Genomic DNA, 16,960 nt, shown 5'->3' with positions numbered 1-16,960 from the left:
GCGGCGGGGCCGAGGATATCAAACTTCGTCCGGGCGTGGTAAGGTCGCCTCGTGCGAACCCGGTGAGCCATGCGCGCGTCTGCCACGGAGAATCGAGCTTTACGACTGGAGGAGCGCCGCGCCGCGTGCGCTCTTCTCTGCATCCTCGCGCCCCTCGTGCTCGGCGCGGCGTCACCCGACGAGGTCGCGCCCGCGCCTCCGGCCGAGCCCTTGCCCGAGCTCCCGCCGCCGCCCGAGCCCGCCGCGCCGCCTTCCGCGCCGGCCGCGAGCAATGGCAAGCCAAAGGAGCGCTCGACGGTCGAGATGGCGCGGCTCGACGCGGGGGTCATGTACGTCCGGGGCCTGAAAATGCTCGGGCTCGGGACGCTCGCGCGCTACCAGGTCCTCGTCGGCTTCATCGACCTCGACGTCGTGCGTTTCCCGCACGAGCGGCTCGGCTTCGAGATTCACCTGAACGGCGGCCCGATCGGATTCGACGAGAATGCGCAGGTCGAGATCGGCCTCTCCGGCGCGGGCCTCGTCGCGCCGCTCCGGTGGCAGGGCCGAGCGCCGGGCTCGTTCGTCCTCGGCGTGGGCGGCACGTTCGAGTACGGCCGACCCGTCTGGCTCGAGCCGGGCTATCACGGCGCTCCGTTCGGCCTCGCGCGGTTCCGGATCTTCCCGACCGAGACCGTTGGCCTTCAAACGGCTTACCGCTTCGTCCCGATCACCACGAACGAGCTCTCGTTGCAGGAGCACGACGTCGAGCTCGGCGTGAGCACGGGCCTCCTGCAGCTCGGCGCGCGCGTGCGGGTCGACGAGGTGCGGGGCGGCGATCCTGTGCGGCTTTATCGATCGATTGGCGGAGGCGTCTTCGCCGGGCTCGTGGTGTTCTGATGAAGGCGCGCGCGTGTTCCCTCGGCCTCCTCGCACTCGCGGCGCTCGCGGGGTGCAAGGACGAGCCCGTGCGCTCGACCGACGTCTCGACCCTCGACATGCTCTTCTCGCTCGACGCGACGGACGAGGGGAACGGCGCGACGGTGCGCGTCAGGATTTCGAGCCCCGTCGGGGATTTGCGTTTGTCGGACGGCGACACGTTGCGGCTCGGCATGGGGGGAGAGCCGCTCGCGCTGCGCGAGGTCGAGGAGGACGCCCGCCCCGTGTACCTGGCCGAGGTCGAGAGTTTGTCGGGGGACCTCACGCTCGACCTTTCGCGCCGCGCGGACCGCAGCATCGTCGGCCGCGTGATCCCCGTGCCGCCGCCGATCGGGCTCAAGGCGGAGCCGCTGATGGGGGATTCTCCGCTGAAGCTCACCTGGAATGCCGCGCCCGAGGGCAACCACGTGCTCGGCCTCGTGGCCTTTGGCACGTGCATCAAGCCGCTGAGCCGCACGTTGCCGAACGACGTCGGCCAATACGAGATTTCCCAGGCCGAGCTCACGCCCCTCGACCCGGCGAAGCCCGGCCCGTGCCCGCTCCAGGTGACGCTCGTGCGGACCGCGACGTTCCAGGAGCCGATCGCCCCGCCGGCGACGCAGATCGGTCTTTATGCGTGGTTCATGGTGAGCCGCACCGTCGACGTGAGCTGGACGCCTTGACGACGGCATTCAGCGATCGGCCACGATTCCACGGAGGATCGGCGGAAAGTCCTCGGGCGTGACGCCCTCGGTCACGAGCGGCCGGCTATTTTGCGAGTTCCAGAAGAGCACGATCTTCCCCGCGAGGCGCGTGGCGTCGTCGAGCAAAGCGGCGAGGGTTTTTCCCGTATAGGTCGGTTCGAGCGCCATCCCCTCCGTCTCGGCGGCGAGCGTGATCGCCCGCTCTCCTTTTCGTGTCGGCGCGCCATACCCGGCGCCGAGGTGGTTCGTCGAGAATCGCACGCGGGCGCGGCCGAGGCGCACGTCCGGGAAGGTCGGATCGAGCGAACGCGCGAACGCCACGGTCTCCCGGGCCATCGCGAAGAACCGCGCCTCGCTCGACGTCTCGGGGCTCGACGTGCGCACGGCGACGACCTCGGTCCGCAGCCCCGAGAGCTCGAGCCCGAGCGCGAGGCCGACGGCGCTGCCCATCGTGCCCATCGCGAGGTAGACGCAATCGGGCAGAGGGCAATGGCCGGCGCCGACCTGCTCGGCGAGTTCGAAGCCGGCATTGACGAACGCGAGGTTTCCGAGCGGCGAGGATCCTCCGGGCGGCACGAGATACGGCGCGACGCCCTTCGCCGCCTTCGCCGCCCGCTTCGCCAGGGCCTCGGCCTCGGCGACGCCTCCGGTGACGACCCGGATCGTGGCCCCGGCGCGCCGCGCGGCGAGCAGGTTTTTCCGGACGTACGAGCTCGGCGTCTGCGGGGCGAGCAGCAGCGTGACCGAAAAACCCTGCGCCGCGCCGTAGAGGGCCGTGGCGACCGCCTGGTTGGACCCGAAGGCGCCGAACGTGACGATTTCGCGCGCGCCTTTTGCGCGGGCCTCGGCCAGGAAAAACTCGAGCTTGCGTGTCTTGCCCCCGCCGTACGCGGCGCCGGCCATGTCGTCTCGCTTGATGTGGAGCCCCGCGATTCCGGCTTTCTCACCGAGCTTCGCCGCGCGCTCGACGGGCGTGGGCAGAAGGCCGAGCGGAAGGCGCGGCAGGTGCGGCGCGAGGCCAGGATGGGCGCGGAACAGGGGAGGGACGTAATCCGCGGGAGCGGGCGCGGAAGCGGATGCGGAAGCGGGAGCGGATGCGGAAGCGGATGCGGGAGCGGATGCGGGAGCGGATGCGGGTGCGGATGTCCGCTCCTCACACCCGACCAGCGTGCCGAGCGCGAGGGCCGAGAATGTGCGCCGGGTCAGCTTCAATCGTCCCCCTCACGCCCGCGCGAGCGCCACGGAAATCGCCGCGTCCGCCCACGCCTTCGTCGCCTCGCCGAGATCCCCCGCCGCCCGCGCCGCTTCGAGCCGCGAATACGTCGCCGCCATCGCCCGCAATCCGAGCGTCGCGAGCGCCGGCGCGAGCGGCGGAATGCGCGCCGCAAGCACGCCGTCCTGCGCCAGCGCGTCGAGCGCGGATTCGAGCCGCCCGAGCGCGGCGCCGAGCAGATCCTCGGCCTCGGGCGCGGCGATCGGCAGCGCGGGGATCGGCGCGGCAGGAGCGAGATCCGGGATGATCACGTGATCGGTGACCACCGCGATCGGCTCGAGCACCCGCCCGCCGCGTGATTCACGCAGCCAGCCCGAGACGTACTTCGCCGACGGGAGCGCCTCCGCGAGCGCCGCGAGGGCGCCGGGGGCAAACCATTCGTGCGCCCGCTCCACGCGGAGCCGAGATGCCTCGTCCTCGATCCACCCCGACAGCGTTTGGCGTCCCGGGGACCACGACAACCCCTGCACACCCCCGTTCGTCGCGACGACCCGGAGCGCCGCCGTGCGCGCGCGCGGGCGCAGGAACGAGGGCGGCCGCCCCGCTTCATCGGCGAGGAGCGCGCTCGGCCCGGGGAAACCAAAGGGCGCGGGGATGTCGCCCCACGCGCCGCGCTGCGGGACCACGGTGGTGTCCTTCCCGCGCCGGATCTCGATGGTTCGCCGCGCCAAACGCACGAGGTGACGCGAGATGACTTGCCCCCCGGCCATGACCCCGAGCGGCGTGCCCGCAACGGCGATCATGGAGGCCGGATCGACCTTGTCGGGGATCGCCACGCTCCACGCCACGACCGTGGCGCCGTCCCAGAAAAGCACCTCGAGCGACCGCGCCGATCCCGCCGCCGAGAGCCGCGCGCCGAGCGAGAGCAGCCGCGCCCGATCGAGCGGAACTTCGAGCGGCTCGCCGAGGCCGAGCAAGGCCGCGGGATCCCCGCCGCTCCTCGCCGCCCGCAGGCGCGCCCATCCTTCCGTGAAGAGCCTCCGCACCTCGCCGGCGTCGTGCAGCGCCGAGCGAATCTCCCACGCCTCGCGTTGCGCCTCGACGTCCTCGATCAAGCCGTCGAGCCAGGGGTATTCCTTCAATCGAGCGCGGACCTCCTCGCGCGCCTGCGCGAGCCCACGCGCGTCCGCGAGCCCGCGCGCGAGGGTTCGCCCGAAAAACCCCTCCACGTCCGCGAGCACGGCCGTGGGAATCGTGGGTCTCGGGGGCGGCCCGAGGCGCACCTGCCCCGTGCCTCGCGCGCGCTCCTCCGCGGAGAGCCGCTGAAACGCCCGGACCGCGAGCGGCACGTGCGCGCACCTCGGCGACGCGCAATCACACCGCGCGTGCGCGAGATCGGCCCCCGCCAAGAAGCGCACGGTGCACCCGGAGAAACGCGCAATCGGCGGGTTCGTCCCGAGCTCGACCTCGACCCCCGCCGCCTCCGCAGCGTCCACGAGCGGCGCCCGTTCGCCGAGCCAAACCAAAAGCTCCTCGGGGCCGATCTCCCACGGAGGCCGCGTCTCGGATCCGGCCGCCGCCGCATAGGCGAGCACCGCCGCGATGCGGTGACGACACACCGTCTTCGCCCCGCAGCCGCAGGGCGTGTCCTTCAGCGTTTTGCCCGGCAAGAGCCGCGTCGAAATGCCGTCCGGGAACGTCGCGACGACGACGCCGCTCTCCTCCTCCTCGACCTTCGGCCCCTGTCCGGCCTCGATTTCCCGCTGGGCGCGCTTCACGAGGCCCACGTTCGCGAGCGCCGCGAGTGCTTCGGGCGTCAGGGCCGCGAGGTCCTCCCTCATCGCCGGATCCTCTCCACGAGCCAGCCCACGAGCTCGCGCGGCGTCGTGGCGGCCACGTGCGCGCCCGCGTCCGCGACCGCCTGCGCGACGCCGTGGTCGTAGGCATTGCGCACCTGATCGTCGAGCGACGCCGCACCGAACACCGTCACGCCTTCGCCGACGAGCGCGGTCACCTCGCGGACGAGTTTGTCCGCTTGGTCCTCGAAATCGGTGATCCACAGCAAGATCGTCCGGTGCGGCATGTCCACGAGCTCCGACGCGTATCGCAGCGCCTTCGCCCCGTCCGTGCCGCCGCCGAGCTGCACGCGCAAGAGGAGCTCGACGGGATCGTCCACGTAGGGCGTCAGATCGACGACCTCCGTGTCATACACGACGAGGTGTGCGCGCGTGGACGGGAGCTTCCACAGGATCGACGCGAGCACGGCCGCGTGGATGATGTTGCGCGCCATCGAGCCGGATTGATCGACGACCACGATGACCTGGTAGCGCGGCCCGAAGCGCCGGACGCGGGCGAAGAACTCGGGGCGCTCGATGACGATCCGGCGTTTGTCCGGGTCCCAGTGCTGGAGGTTTCTTCGGATGGTCCGGAGCGCGTCGAGGTTCCGCGCCACGCGAAAGCGCGAGCGCCGGTGCCGGAACGGCGTCGCGCCGAGCCGGTGCTCGATCTCGTCACAGAGTCGTTTTTTCAGCTCCTCGACGACCTTGTTCACGATCGCGCGCGCGGCGTCGAGCACGTGGGAATCCATGCGCGATTTGCAGCGCAGGATCGCCTCGATGAGCGAGAGCGAAGGCGTGGCATTCTCGAGCGCCTCCTTGCGCGTGACCACCTCGAGGATGCCATAACGGTGCAGCGCGTCCGATTCGAGCCGCTCGATGGCCTCTTTCGGGAAGAGCTCGTGGATCTGATTGATCCATTCGGGCACGTCGAGCGGGTGCTCGGGTCCGCTGCCCGGGCCGCCGCGCGCGATCGAGCGGCTCGCCTCGCCGTCCGTCTCGCGATCGTAAAGCCAGGAGAGGGCGCGTTCGAGGTCCGCGGTCTCGCCTTCTCCGGCGTCCGCGGCCCCGAGCCCGTCCTTGCCGGCCGGCCCGAGGATCAGCCGCCACCGCGTCTCCGCGTCGTACGTGCTCATTCGAGCACCCCGAGCGCGCGGCCCCACGAGAGCACCCGCGCGTCGAGCGCGAGGCCGGCCTGCAAAACGTCGGCGGGGACGTCCCCGATCCAGGAAGCATCTGGCCGTTTGCCCCAGCGCGCGGCGAGGAGCGCGCCGATCCGCGCGCGCTCGGCGGGGGGAAACCACGAAAAGGCGAGCCGCAATGCGGGGAGCGCGGCGAGGAACGCGTCGTCGCCGAGCTTGCCGAGCGCCGCGTCGACCGCGCCGATGAGCCGATCGTCGCGCAGCGCGGGCCCACGCGCGAGGGCAAACAGGCCCGCGAGGTAATCGCCGAGCCGCCCCTCCGAGGAGGCGAACAGCGCGCCGTCGACGGCCGAATCGACGGGCGCGGCCTCGGTATCGAGCAGCCAGATCGCGCCGAGCGCGGCGCCGCGCAGCATCGCGGGCGCGGCGCCGTCCGAGGCCCTGCGTGCGAGCGCGGCGCGCGTATCGTCCGGCCCGAGGCCGAGCGCCTCGCCATGGCGCAAAAGCTCGGCGAGCGAGCGCATCGCGGTGAGATCGGCCGGGAGCAAATCCGTCCCCTGAATGCCTGCGAGCAGCGACAAACTCCGCTCGCCGGCCGCGCGCAGCACCGGCGAAAAGAGCGGCGCGCCGACGACCTCCAGCCATTCCCCGTGACGCCACAGGCCGAGCAGTTTTTCGATCGCCGGCCCGAGCGCGCCGAACGAGGGCGTGGTGGCGACCGCGTTCGCCACGAGCTCGATGATCTCGCCGGCGAGCTTCGTGAGCCCCACGAACGCCGCGTCTCCAAGCGCGTCCACGCGCGCGCCGAGCGAATCGGCCGCGAGCAGCCGGTGCGACAGGAGCAAGGCGACCGCGCCTTCGAGCGTCGAGCCCCAGCGCGAGGCCTCGATGATCGCCGGATCCTGATCCGGCCGCCATACGAGCTTGAATGCCTCGGCCATGCGCGCGTCCGTGCCCCACGCCGGACCCTGGACCCGGACGAACCCCGGGATCCCGAGGAGCCGCAATCGATGCAGGACCCGGAGCCGCTCGCGATCCCCCTCGATACGCCAATCGAGCGCCACGGTTTGCGGGTTTCTCGGGGGCGAGAGCCCGAGGCGCGCGAGCGTCTCGTGCACGTCGCGGAGGAGCGGCGGCCTTTCCGTCTCCGCGGACAGTCGGCCCACGCGATCCCCCGTGAATGCGCGGAGGAGCGTCGCCAGAATGGGGTGCAGATCGCCCGTCACGAGGCCGCGCCGCGACCATGGCGGCGGCCCGGGGAGCGGCTCGCGGATGAGCGCGGAGAGCAGCCCGTCGAGCACGTCCACGCGCTTCGGCGTTTCGTGCCCCCGCAAGGCCGCGAGCGCCCCGATGCCCGTACGAACCGCGATATGGTCGGCGACCGTGGGCCTTTGCGTGTTCTTGCGCAAGGCTTCCAGGCTGCGATCGAGCATCGCGTCCGCCACGCCCGCCCCGAGCTTCCATTCGAGCTCCCACCACATCGGCGAGGGCATTCCGGCCTGGTATCCGGCGAAGTTGTCCATGCGGGCATAGGTCCAGGGCACGAGGTGGCTCTGGCCGCCGAGCGGGTGCGCCGGAGGGATGGGTTCGGGGCCGCCCGGCGTGATGCAGGCGAGCGCGGGCGCATGATACCCGCCGCAAACGAGGACGACGTCGCCGCGCGTGAGCGCCCACGAGGCATAATCGCGCATGAATGCCTCGCGGGGCGCGTCGCGCTCGCCCGCCTCCGTATCGCCGCGGATCTGCTTGAAATAGGCTTCGAGCGCAGGTTCGAGCTCGTCCGGGGAGCGGCCCTCGAACAGGTGATCCCACAAGGCGTCGAGGTCCGAGGTGCCGGTGCGGCGGCAAAGCGCCTCGATCGCCTGTTCGTAGCGGTCGTCCTCATCGCGGTATCGGTTCTCGACGCCGACGAACGCCTTGCTCCACGAGGGCAAATCACAGAACCGCGTGGTCTTCCCTCGCTCGAAGGCCCAGCGGAGCGCGACCCACTCCGGGGAAAACGCGCAGAACGGCGTGAACGACGAGACCGGGCCGTCCTCGGCCAGGTAATGCGTGAAGATCGCGATCGGCGGCGCGTGGTCGAGCGCGAGCTCCGCCATTTTGACGTTCCAGTCCGACGGGCCCTCGATCAGCACCACGGCCGGGTCGACGCGCGCGAGCACGGCCTCGACGAGCCGCGCGCACGCGGGGCTGTGGTGCCGCACGCCGACGACGTGGAGCCTGCCGGACACGGGCCTAGAGCCTCGACCGCGCCGCGTGCAGCGCGACCCAATGCGGCGCCTTGCGTTTGCTCACGACGGTCTCGAGATACCGCCGCAGCTTCTCCAGGTCCTCGGCGCTGTCCTTCACCGCGGCGCCCGCGAGGCAATCGATCACGTCGCCCGGGTGCGCGGCGCCGTCGCCGAGGAACGCCGCCCGGACGCCGACCGCGTGCGCCACGGAGACCGCTTCGGCCGTGGAAAGGACGGTCGAGAGCCGCTCGACGGGCTGGCCGTCGCCGGAGACCCCCGTGCGCAGCTCGCGGAACGTGGTGACGAGGACTTCGAGCACCGGCTCGGGCAGGCTCATTTTCACGCCCGAGGCGTCGAGCAGGCGGCTGGATTCCCGGCGGACGAGCTCGATCTCGGCCGCGAGGTCGCCGATCGGGAAAAGCGTCTCGAAATTGAAGCGGCGCTTGAGCGCGGCGCTCATTTCATTGACGCCGCGGTCGCGGGTGTTCGCCGTGGCGATGATGTTGAACCCTTCCCGCGCGAAGACCACGCCTTGCTCGCCGAGCTCGGGGATCGTGAGGACGCGATCCGAGAGGATCGAAAGGAGCCCGTCCTGCACCTCGGCCGGGCACCGCGTGATTTCCTCGAATCGAACGATCTTGCCGTCGCGCATGCCCGTGAGCACGGGGCCGGGCACGAGCGCGCGCTCGCCCGGGCCCTCGGCGAGGAGCAAAGCGTAGTTCCACGAATGCTTGATCTGGTCCTCGCTCGTGGCCGCGCTGCCTTGCACCGTGAGCGTCGATTGCCCGGAGATCGCCGCGGCCAAGAGCTCCGAAAGCCAGCTCTTCGCCGTGCCCGGCTCGCCGATGAGCAAGAGCCCGCGCGAGGTCGCGAGCGAGACCATGGCCCGATCGATCACCGCGGAATGGCCGACGAACTTCGGCTTGATGTCACGCGCCGGATCCCCGAGCACGAACGCCCGCACCGCCCGCGGCGAGAGCTTCCACCCGGGCGGGCGCGGGCCCGTGTCCTCCGCGGCGAGCCGCGCGAGCTCGTCCTTGAAATGGATCTCCGCCGGAGCACGCTGCAAACCCGCCTGCTTCTTTTTCACGAGGCGCTCCCGAGCTGCACGAGGTCGCGCACGAGCTCCGAGAACACCACGGGCGAGAGCTCGCCGAGCTTGAAACCGTCGCGGTTTTTCGAGACGTAGACCTCGCCGAGCTCCTGCTTCGGCTCCGTCATCTCCATATCGGCGCTGATGCCGGTGCGCAGCCCGAGCGTGGCCTCCACGCCGCCGGGCAAACGTTTTCCCATGTCCCAGATCCAGCCCGCGTCCTGGGGCTCGCCCTTGCGCCAGCCGCGCTCGACGAGGCCGAGGAGCTTGCCCACGGGGACGAATTGCCCCGCGCGGCGCTTGATCCCGCTCTCGGTCGCCTCGGCGCTCGTCGGGGCATACGTATCGCGGCCGATCTGCGGGAAGGGCTGGACGATGTTGTAATCGCCGAGGACCTGGCCGAACGCCGCGCGCGTCGCGTCCGGCAGCGCGAGCGGGTGGACGATGCCGACGTACGCGCCGTCGGGCAAATCGAAGGCCGCGTCGTCGGCGTCGGCGAGCGAGCTGTCCTCGGCGACACGGAAGGCCCCGAGGTATTTTCCTTCCTCGGTGTAGACGCCCCAGACGAGCCGCCGCACGAGGTGCACGAGCAATGGATGTTCGAGGAAGAGGGCGCGGAACGAATTCACCTCCCAGCGCCGCTCCGCGCACATCGCGAGCTCGAGCCGCGTGATCTGGTTCTGGGCGATCGCCTTGACGTCCTTCTTGAGCGTCTTCCAGGTGGCGTCCGCCTCTTTTGCCTTCGCGGCGTCGTCCGATTTGTTCGGCTTCGGAAGATCCGAGAGGTTTTTCCCGGACCCATCCACGACGAACGGCTTCAAGGCCTCGTCGAATCCGACGCGGAACTGCCGCGGGCCGAAATCGAGCGTGCGCGAGCCGTCCGCGTCGAGGTCGAGGTCGGGCACGAGCCGGTCGGCGAGCTCGTCGGCGGAGAGGCCGCGGTTCTGCGCGACCTCGTCCATTTTCTCGCGGGCCTTTTCCTGCAGGCCCTTGAACTTCACCTTCTGCGCGACGCCATTGAGGTGCATCAGCGCGAGGTCGGAGCCGATGCGCGCGAGGATGTCGAGGCCCGAGACGGCGCGGGCTTGGAGGTTTTCCCCGGGCCAGGCGCGGATGAGCGGCGTGAGCTTGCGCGCGACGTTGTCGCCGCCGAGGAGCGCGAGCTGCTGAAAGCCCCACGCCTCCTTGGAAGGACCCCCGGCGCGCTGCCATTCATTGAAGATCGCCCAGGAAAACTCCTCCAGCGAGGCCGGATCACAGGCGGTGATCACGTCCTCGATGCCGGCATACACGTTCTCGGGCGTGGAGATCGTCAGCATGACGAAGACGGCCTCGACCGCGGCGCGCGGCAAGGCCTTCGCGCGGCCCGCGAGGAGCAAGGGCGGCAGGGCCTCCGCCTTGCACCAATCGCCGATCTTCGGCAGCTTCGTGGGGACGCGATCGCGCGGATCCGCGGAGAGGGCGGCCTTCACGGCGGCCGCGACCTCGGGGCCGTAGGATTCGGCGACCTCGCGGACGATTTCACCGTGGCCCTTCGTGACGAGGAAGCGCAGCGCTTCCTCCGCGCGCTCCCGCGCCTGGGTCGGTTGCGCGACGGCCGCGGGGATGAGGCCCACGGCCGCGGCCTTCGGGAACTTCAAGAACCACCGCTGCGCCGATTTGCGCGCCGATTTCAGGGCGCGCGCGTGAGCAAAGAACGTCGCGAGCCGCGGGGACTCGACGATGTCGGCGAGGGCGGCCGAAAAGAGTGCAGCATTGCCATTGGCGATGCGGGGATATCCGGCGATCGCGTCTTCGCCGAGGACCACGAGCGGGACGAGCAGGCCATTGCCGGCGTCCCACGCGCGCACGGGCCACTCGGTGAAGGCACGCTTGACGTCCGCGTCCGAGAGCTCGTTCAGCCGGCCCGAGACGTACTTGCCGGCCCAGCGATGGCCGAGGTTTTCGGACGCCTCCTCGAAGGACGTCTTCGTGTGTTTCCTCGTCTGCGTGCGGTCCGTTTTGGCGAGCGCGAGCTCCCCGTAGGGGTCGTGCAGCGCGTCGGGATACGCCTTCATCGCGACATTCGCGACGACGGGGAGCGCGGCGGCCTTCCGGCCCGAGAGCCAGGGGGGATTGGCGAGCACGCGGGGCAATTCCTCCGGCGAGGCCTCGGCCCGCGGGGCCATTTTTTCCCGCAGTTTCTGGACGGCGGTTCGCGCGGCGGGGCGGATGTCGACCTTGTCGGCGAGGCCCGGGTGCGCGCGGTCGATCCCGAGGAACACCGGCGCGGCCCGATCCCCGATCGCCGAGGCCGCGGCGATTGCGTCGGCGAGCGCAGGAACAGCGAGCGCGGGGTTTTTCGTGAGCCATGCCTCGGCGACCTGGGCGACTTCGCGCTTCTGCGCGAGCTGCGAGACCATGAGCGAGGCGGTCTCGGGCCCGCGGACGTACGCCGCGACCTCGAGGCCTTCGACGATGCTGCCCGGGTAATCGGCGCTGTCGCAATGGAGCCGGCAAACCGGGACGACGTCCGCGCCGCAGAGGTCGAGCAGCGTCCAGAGATATCCCCCGAGGTAGCCGCCGGAGAACGACATCCCGACGGTCTTCTTCGCGAGCTTGACGAGCATCGGGCGCGAGTACGCGAAATGGAAATCCGGCTTCATGCCGTCCTTGTCCCACGAGGCCCGGACGTACCCCTCGATGTGACCGTCGCAGGCGAGCCAGTCCTCGCCGAGCGCGTCCGCGAGCGGCGTGTGGTCGGGGGTCAAGGTGAGGACGAGGCGCTTTTGCCAGTAAGAGAACGTGTGCCAGCGGGCCGTGAGGGCCGCGATGACGGCGGCGTACGTGTCCTCGGGGAGGTTTTGCGTATAAAACGAAAAGACGGTGCTCCCCGCCCATGCGAGCTCGAAGGGGCCCGTGGTCTCCGGGTGAAGAACCAATGCCTGGAACGCTTTGGCCTCGCCCTTGAGAACCTGGGACGGGTAGGGGTCGACGCGGACGCGCATCGTGGCAAGGACCGCGTCGATGAGCCACGCCGGGCCGTCTTTGGCGATCGAGGCGTCGGCGACGGCACGCAAGAAAGGCAAAGCGGGCGTCCCCATGGGGACATCGAGCATGGTGAGGACCGAGGCGGCGGCGAGCGGCGAGAGCGGCGCCGGGCCTTTCCCTTGGAACCAGGCGACGACCTCGCGCACGGTGGGCACGAGCTCGGCGGGGATCGTCATGTCGTCCCAAGCGTAATGGCGTGCCAGGGCGCTCCACGCGCTTTGCAGCGTCTGCCAAGGGTCGGCCGCAAGCTCCTCGGCCGTGGGTCGGAGGGCCCCTTTGCGATGGGGCATGCGCAGGTTCGGACCAATGTCCTCGAGCGGAGCGCTGTCGACGACGACGGGCGCCGATTGCAGAGGCAAAGGCGCGGTCGCGGGTTCGTCTGCGGAGGGGGCGCTCGCCGCTTTCGGGGCCGGGGCCTCCGTCGCGCTCGGGGCGGCCGGCGCCGCTGCGGCCGCGGGCTTTTTGGGGGCCGGGGCCGGCGTCGCCGCTGCGTCCGGGGCCGCGACCTCGACGTAGCCCTTTTTGGTCTTCTCGGCGACGAGCTTGTCGTGCTCGGCCTGGGCCTTCGGATCAGTCGGAAAATCCTTGATCTGGCTTTGACCGGCAGAGCCGATCTTGCCCCACTGGATCGAGAGCTGCGAGCCATCGCGCTCGATCTGCCAGAACTTCTTCGAGGACCCTTCGATGAACTCGAACCGACGCATGGCGCGGGAGGCTACCACGCGCCCGGCGAGCGATGGTAGAACCGAAAGCGATGCGCCGCCTCGCGAACGTCGCCCTCGCCCTCGCCCTCGCCCTCGGCACGCTCGCGGGAGGGGCCGCGGGCGCGGACGCCCCCGCGAAGCCGGCCGCGGCGCTCGCCGACGACGAGAAGCTCGAAAAGGACGTCGAGGCGCTCTACGCCGCAGGAAAGCTCGCGGAGGCCCTCGCGGCGGCGCAGAAGCTCGTCGCGCTGCGCGAGCAGAAATTCGGCAAGGAGCACGCGAAGACGGGCTCGGCGCTCTCCGATCTCGGCGGGATGTACTTCTCGACCGGCGATTACCCGAAGGCCGAGGGGTTCTTGCGCCGCGCCGTCGAGATCCTGGAGGCCTCGAAGGGGCCCGACGATCTGCTCGCCACGGCCCTCGGCAATCTCGCCACGCTGCTCAAGACCAAGGGCGATTGGAATGCCGCCGAGAAGGCGTACGAGCGCGCCATCGCCCTCGAAGAGAAGGGCGGAGCGCCGCGCGCATCGGCGCTCGGGACGGTGCTCGCAAATCTCGCCGGGCTTTACATGGCGACCGGGAAGCTCGCGCAGGCCGAAAAGCTCTATTTGCGGGCGATCTCGTTCCACGAAAAAACCGGCCCCGAGCGTTCGTTGCTGGTCGACCTCGGCAGCCTCGGCGCGCTGTACCGAGGCCTGGGCCAATACGGCAAGGCCGCCGAGCAGTTCAACCGCGCGCTGCCGATCGCCGAGCGTGTGCACGGGACGAACCACCCCAACGTGGGCCGGCTGTACCAGAACATCGGGGTGTTCTTGACGGGGTCGAACCAGAAAGACCAAGCCGAGCAGTATTTTCAAAAAGGCGAAGCGATCCTCACGAAGACGCTCGGGCCCCGGCACCCCGACCTCGCCACGTTCTATAGCGACTGGGCGCTCCTCTGGGCTCGGCTCGACTGGAAGCGGACCGCAGAGCTCAACCAGAAGGCGCTCGATATCGAGGAGCAATGGCTGGAGAGCGCGCTCGTCGGCGGGAGCGAGGAGGACAAGACGCTCTACGCGAAGCGCCTGGAGAGGCTCATGGATCGCGTCGTCTCGTTCGAATACGGGGGCCAAGGAGCGGGACGGCCGGAGGCCATGCGCATGGCATTGGGCGCGGTGCTGCGGAACAAGGCGCGCGTCCTCGAAGCGTCGGCCGGGCACATCGGCGCGCTGCGCGCGCGCATGAGCCCCGAGGACCGCAAATTGCTGGACGACCTCGCCCGTGTGCGCGGCGCCTACGCGGCCGCCATGACGCGCGGGCCCCGCGGAATGACCGTGGCCGAGCACAACGCCGAGACGGACCGGCTCCGCGCGGAGGCCGACGCGATCGAGGCCCGGATCGCCGAGCATAGCGCGGGGTATCGACGCGCCACGGCGAAGGTGACGATCGAGGCCGTCGCCGCCCGCATTCCAAAGGACGCGGTGCTGATGGAGTTTGTTCGGTACGTGCCGCGCGACACCCATTTCTACAGCGCGGCGAGCGAGACGCTCGGTCCGCCGCGGTACATCGTCTACGTGCTCTTTCCGGACGGCGACATCTGGTACCACCAGTTGAGCGTCGACGCGTTCGAGGTCGAGCGGAAGGTGGAGATCATCCGGAGGGGTTTGCAGGATCCCACGGTGCGGTTCGACGACGTGGGTCGGCAGCTCGTCCTCCTGCACGACGTCGTCTTCGGGCTGGTCGCCACGAGGCTCGGCGGGGTGAAGCACGTGCTGATCTCGCCCGACGCGGAGCTCGCCCGGATCCCCTTCGGCGCGCTCATCGGGCATGACAACAAGTATTTGATCTCCAAATACTCGTTCACGTATCTGTCGACGGGGCGTGATTTGCTGCGGCTCGGCGCGAGCGGGGCCCGGCGGTCTCCGCCGCTGCTCGTCGCGAACCCCGATTACGATGCGCCGGGCGAGGCGGGGGCGGCGGCGCTGCCCGACGCGCCGAAGAATTCGCTGCCCAGGATTGCGCGAATCAAGTTCTCCGAGCTCCCGGGCACCGCGGAGGAGGCGGAGGCGATTCGACGTTTCATGCCCGATCCCTCGGTGCGGCTCGAAAGGGTCGCCACGGAGACGGCGCTGAAGCAGGCGTCGTCGCCGCGGATCCTGCACGTCGCGACGCACGGGTTTTTTCTGGATGGCGACGGGAGAGCCGGGCAGGGGACCAGCCGCGGGCTCGAGCTCGACGTGCCGCCCGAGAGCCTGCCGAAGATCACGTCGGAGGTGGACGGGAAAAAGCTGCCGGTGCCGCATCCGATGTTTCTTTCGGGAATCGCGCTCGCCGGCGCGAACGTGCGCAAAGGGCAGGTGGACGACGGGATTCTCACGGCGTACGAGGCCTCGTCGCTCGATCTCGGGGGCACGGAGCTCGTGGTGCTGAGCGCGTGCGAGACGGGCCTCGGCAAACGGGCCGGGAGCGAGGGCATCCGGGGCCTCCGGCGCGCGCTCGTGCTCGCGGGATCCGAGACGCAGGTGATGAGCCTGTGGCAGGTGGACGACGAGGCCACGCGGGACCTCATGACGAGTTATTACCAGAAGCTCTTCCGGGAAGGAAAAGGGCGCACCGAGGCGATGCGAGAATCGCAGCTCGCCCTGCTCGAGCGCTCGGAATACAGCCACCCGTACTACTGGGCGAGCTTCATCGTATCCGGCGCGTGGGGGCCCCTCGAAGGCGTGACGCCCGCGAAGGACGAGGCCACGTCGGCGGCGCGCGGCGCGGTTCCGCCAGGCGGGGCGCGGGGCTGCGGATGCGAGGTCGCGGGGAGGGACGAGGGAACACGCGCGGCCTGGGGCGGGGCCGCGGCGCTCGTCGCGCTCGTGGTCGCGCGCCGCATTCGTGGGGCTCGCGCGCGAGCGCAGCGATAAGCTCGGCCTCATGTCGCGAAGGCTCTCCGGCATGGGGGACGTCCCGCGCACGAAGAGCGATTCCCTCACCCCCATCCCTCTCGAGCTGAGCATGGGTCTCATCGAGGAGCCGCCGCGCCGGGGCGTTGCCCGGGCGCGGCGAGGGTCGGCAGAGGGGGTCCGATCCCGGGCAGACAACGTCCCCCCGCCTCGTCTTTTGTCTTGCCCGACCCATTCGTCCTCCTGATAGATAGGCCACAGCTCATCGCAGGAGGGGGTTCCAGATGAGACGAGGGGATCTTCTCGTCGCGGCGCTCGTCGTCGCGGCGCCGGGCGTGGTGGGAGCGACGTGGAGGCTGTTCGCGCGGTTCTTGGTCTTCGCGGTCGGATGGGTCGCGATCGTCGTCTCGACCGCCGGATGCATGGTCGACGACATGCCGGCGATCTCCGACATGGTGACGACGGCAAAGCTGCGGGAGTATTATGGGAATCCGAACCGGTTGAGCGGTATCGAGTACAACCGGGCCGTGGGGCTTCGGTTCCAGAGAGACGTGCTCGGGGCGTTGCCGGGGCCGAAGGTGCTGGCATCGAACAACAAGACGTTTGAGTCGGATTTGCGTTCGCAGAAGACCGGCAAGCGCTTTCGCGGTGTGAAGCCGGACGGCGTGACCGGCGCCGCCGAAGGGTTTGATGGCACGCTCCCGCCAGTCATCAGCACCCACCCCGAGAGCACGTTCGTGGAAGTCAAGGCTGTCAAGGGAGTCGTCAACCTCGCGTACGCCGAGTACCAGATCCTCGGTATGCTCGACGCGCTCTCCAAGTCGCAGGCGGCGTCCTCCACGGGGCCAGATCGGGCCTATCCCTCGCTCTACTTCGTCGTGACCGGCGACACGTCGATCGGCACGGACATCGAGGACTATGCTGCGTCCCTCCGGATCCTGATCTGGCTCTCCCCGGTCCTCGACCACGGAGGCGGCAAGCTCCAGGTGGCGGCCCCTCGCTGCCTCAACTGCCACGCCATCCTTCAAGGCAAACAGCTTCCGGCGACGCTCTACGGCCCGTCGTTCTACGTCCACAACTTGAGCAGCTCGGGCGATCGGGGCCTCGACAAGCCGATCCTCGACGACGGCCTCGTCGGTCACCCGGGGACGCCTGGCAACACCCGCCCCCACTGAGAGAATGCATGAAAAATGATCCCCGAAACCGACGGCCTGATGTGCACCCTTTCGGCAAGTGCTGGA

10 protein-coding genes are annotated in these 16,960 nt (G+C 70.0%); 4 read left to right on the top strand and 6 right to left on the bottom strand.

Going from position 1 to position 16,960, the window contains the following annotated elements; all coding sequences use genetic code 11:
- The first annotated feature begins 69 nt into the window (after positions 1–69).
- Together QHF85_RS03045 and QHF85_RS03040 are read left to right on the top strand one after the other, a co-directional pair.
- Positions 70–876 carry a hypothetical protein gene (locus QHF85_RS03045; RefSeq protein ID WP_281325503.1) on the top strand — a complete coding sequence of 269 codons (807 nt, stop codon included), beginning with the start codon at positions 70–72 and terminating at the stop codon, positions 874–876.
- A complete protein-coding gene (locus QHF85_RS03040; RefSeq protein ID WP_281325502.1) occupies positions 876–1,577 on the top strand; it encodes a hypothetical protein in 702 nt (233 codons plus the stop codon). The genes QHF85_RS03045 and QHF85_RS03040 overlap by 1 nt, the downstream gene beginning before the upstream one ends.
- Positions 1,578–1,586: 9 nt before the next feature.
- Here the strand turns inward: QHF85_RS03040 and QHF85_RS03035 are convergent, their stop codons facing one another.
- The 6 genes from QHF85_RS03035 to QHF85_RS03010 are packed head-to-tail and all read right to left on the bottom strand — an operon-like array spanning position 1,587 to position 12,846.
- Complete coding sequence (locus QHF85_RS03035) at positions 1,587–2,810, bottom strand: pyridoxal-phosphate dependent enzyme (protein WP_281325501.1); 1,224 nt, start codon at positions 2,808–2,810, stop codon at positions 1,587–1,589.
- A gap of 9 nt (positions 2,811–2,819) precedes the next feature.
- Positions 2,820–4,652 (bottom strand): hypothetical protein, encoded by a 1,833-nt coding sequence (locus QHF85_RS03030; protein WP_281325500.1) that lies wholly within the window; start codon positions 4,650–4,652, stop codon positions 2,820–2,822.
- Positions 4,649–5,782: a VWA domain-containing protein gene (locus QHF85_RS03025; RefSeq protein ID WP_281325499.1), complete on the bottom strand. Its 1,134-nt coding sequence runs from the start codon at positions 5,780–5,782 to the stop codon at positions 4,649–4,651. Before QHF85_RS03025 ends, QHF85_RS03030 begins: the two co-directional genes overlap by 4 nt.
- The gene (locus QHF85_RS03020; protein ID WP_281325498.1) at positions 5,779–8,019 is read right to left on the bottom strand and encodes a DUF5682 family protein; all 2,241 of its coding nucleotides are present in this window, start codon (positions 8,017–8,019) and stop codon (positions 5,779–5,781) included. Before QHF85_RS03020 ends, QHF85_RS03025 begins: the two co-directional genes overlap by 4 nt.
- A 4-nt stretch (positions 8,020–8,023) precedes the next feature.
- Positions 8,024–9,109: an AAA family ATPase gene (locus tag QHF85_RS03015; protein ID WP_281325497.1), complete on the bottom strand. Its 1,086-nt coding sequence runs from the start codon at positions 9,107–9,109 to the stop codon at positions 8,024–8,026.
- Entirely contained in the window at positions 9,106–12,846 is a 3,741-nt protein-coding gene (locus QHF85_RS03010; RefSeq protein WP_281325496.1) for a DUF4132 domain-containing protein, read from the bottom strand. The genes QHF85_RS03015 and QHF85_RS03010 overlap by 4 nt, the downstream gene beginning before the upstream one ends.
- Before the next feature lie 50 nt (positions 12,847–12,896).
- Between QHF85_RS03010 and QHF85_RS03005 the strand changes: the two genes are divergently transcribed.
- Together QHF85_RS03005 and QHF85_RS03000 are read left to right on the top strand one after the other, a co-directional pair.
- Positions 12,897–15,740, top strand: coding sequence for a CHAT domain-containing tetratricopeptide repeat protein (locus QHF85_RS03005; RefSeq protein WP_281325495.1), 2,844 nt, complete (start codon positions 12,897–12,899; stop codon positions 15,738–15,740).
- 263 nt (positions 15,741–16,003) lie between these two features.
- Positions 16,004–16,894 carry a hypothetical protein gene (locus tag QHF85_RS03000; RefSeq protein ID WP_281325494.1) on the top strand — a complete coding sequence of 297 codons (891 nt, stop codon included), beginning with the start codon at positions 16,004–16,006 and terminating at the stop codon, positions 16,892–16,894.
- The last annotated feature ends 66 nt before the right edge of the window (positions 16,895–16,960 follow it).

This window comes from Polyangium sp. 6x1, from assembly GCF_029946515.1.
Classification (GTDB): Bacteria; Myxococcota_A; Polyangia; order Polyangiales; family Polyangiaceae; genus Polyangium.
This window is presented reverse-complemented; position numbering and strand designations above follow the sequence as displayed.

Bases quoted from the DNA above. Each gene is read 5' to 3' on its own strand.
- QHF85_RS03045 (WP_281325503.1), top strand. From the start codon at position 70: ATGCGCGCGTCTGCCACGGAGAATCGAGCTTTACGACTGGAGGAGCGC.
- QHF85_RS03040 (WP_281325502.1), top strand. From the start codon at position 876: ATGAAGGCGCGCGCGTGTTCCCTCGGCCTCCTCGCACTCGCGGCGCTC.
- QHF85_RS03030 (WP_281325500.1), bottom strand. From the start codon at position 4,652: ATGAGGGAGGACCTCGCGGCCCTGACGCCCGAAGCACTCGCGGCGCTC.
- QHF85_RS03025 (WP_281325499.1), bottom strand. From the start codon at position 5,782: ATGAGCACGTACGACGCGGAGACGCGGTGGCGGCTGATCCTCGGGCCG.
- QHF85_RS03010 (WP_281325496.1), bottom strand. From the start codon at position 12,846: ATGCGTCGGTTCGAGTTCATCGAAGGGTCCTCGAAGAAGTTCTGGCAG.
- QHF85_RS03005 (WP_281325495.1), top strand. From the start codon at position 12,897: ATGCGCCGCCTCGCGAACGTCGCCCTCGCCCTCGCCCTCGCCCTCGGC.
- QHF85_RS03000 (WP_281325494.1), top strand. From the start codon at position 16,004: ATGAGACGAGGGGATCTTCTCGTCGCGGCGCTCGTCGTCGCGGCGCCG.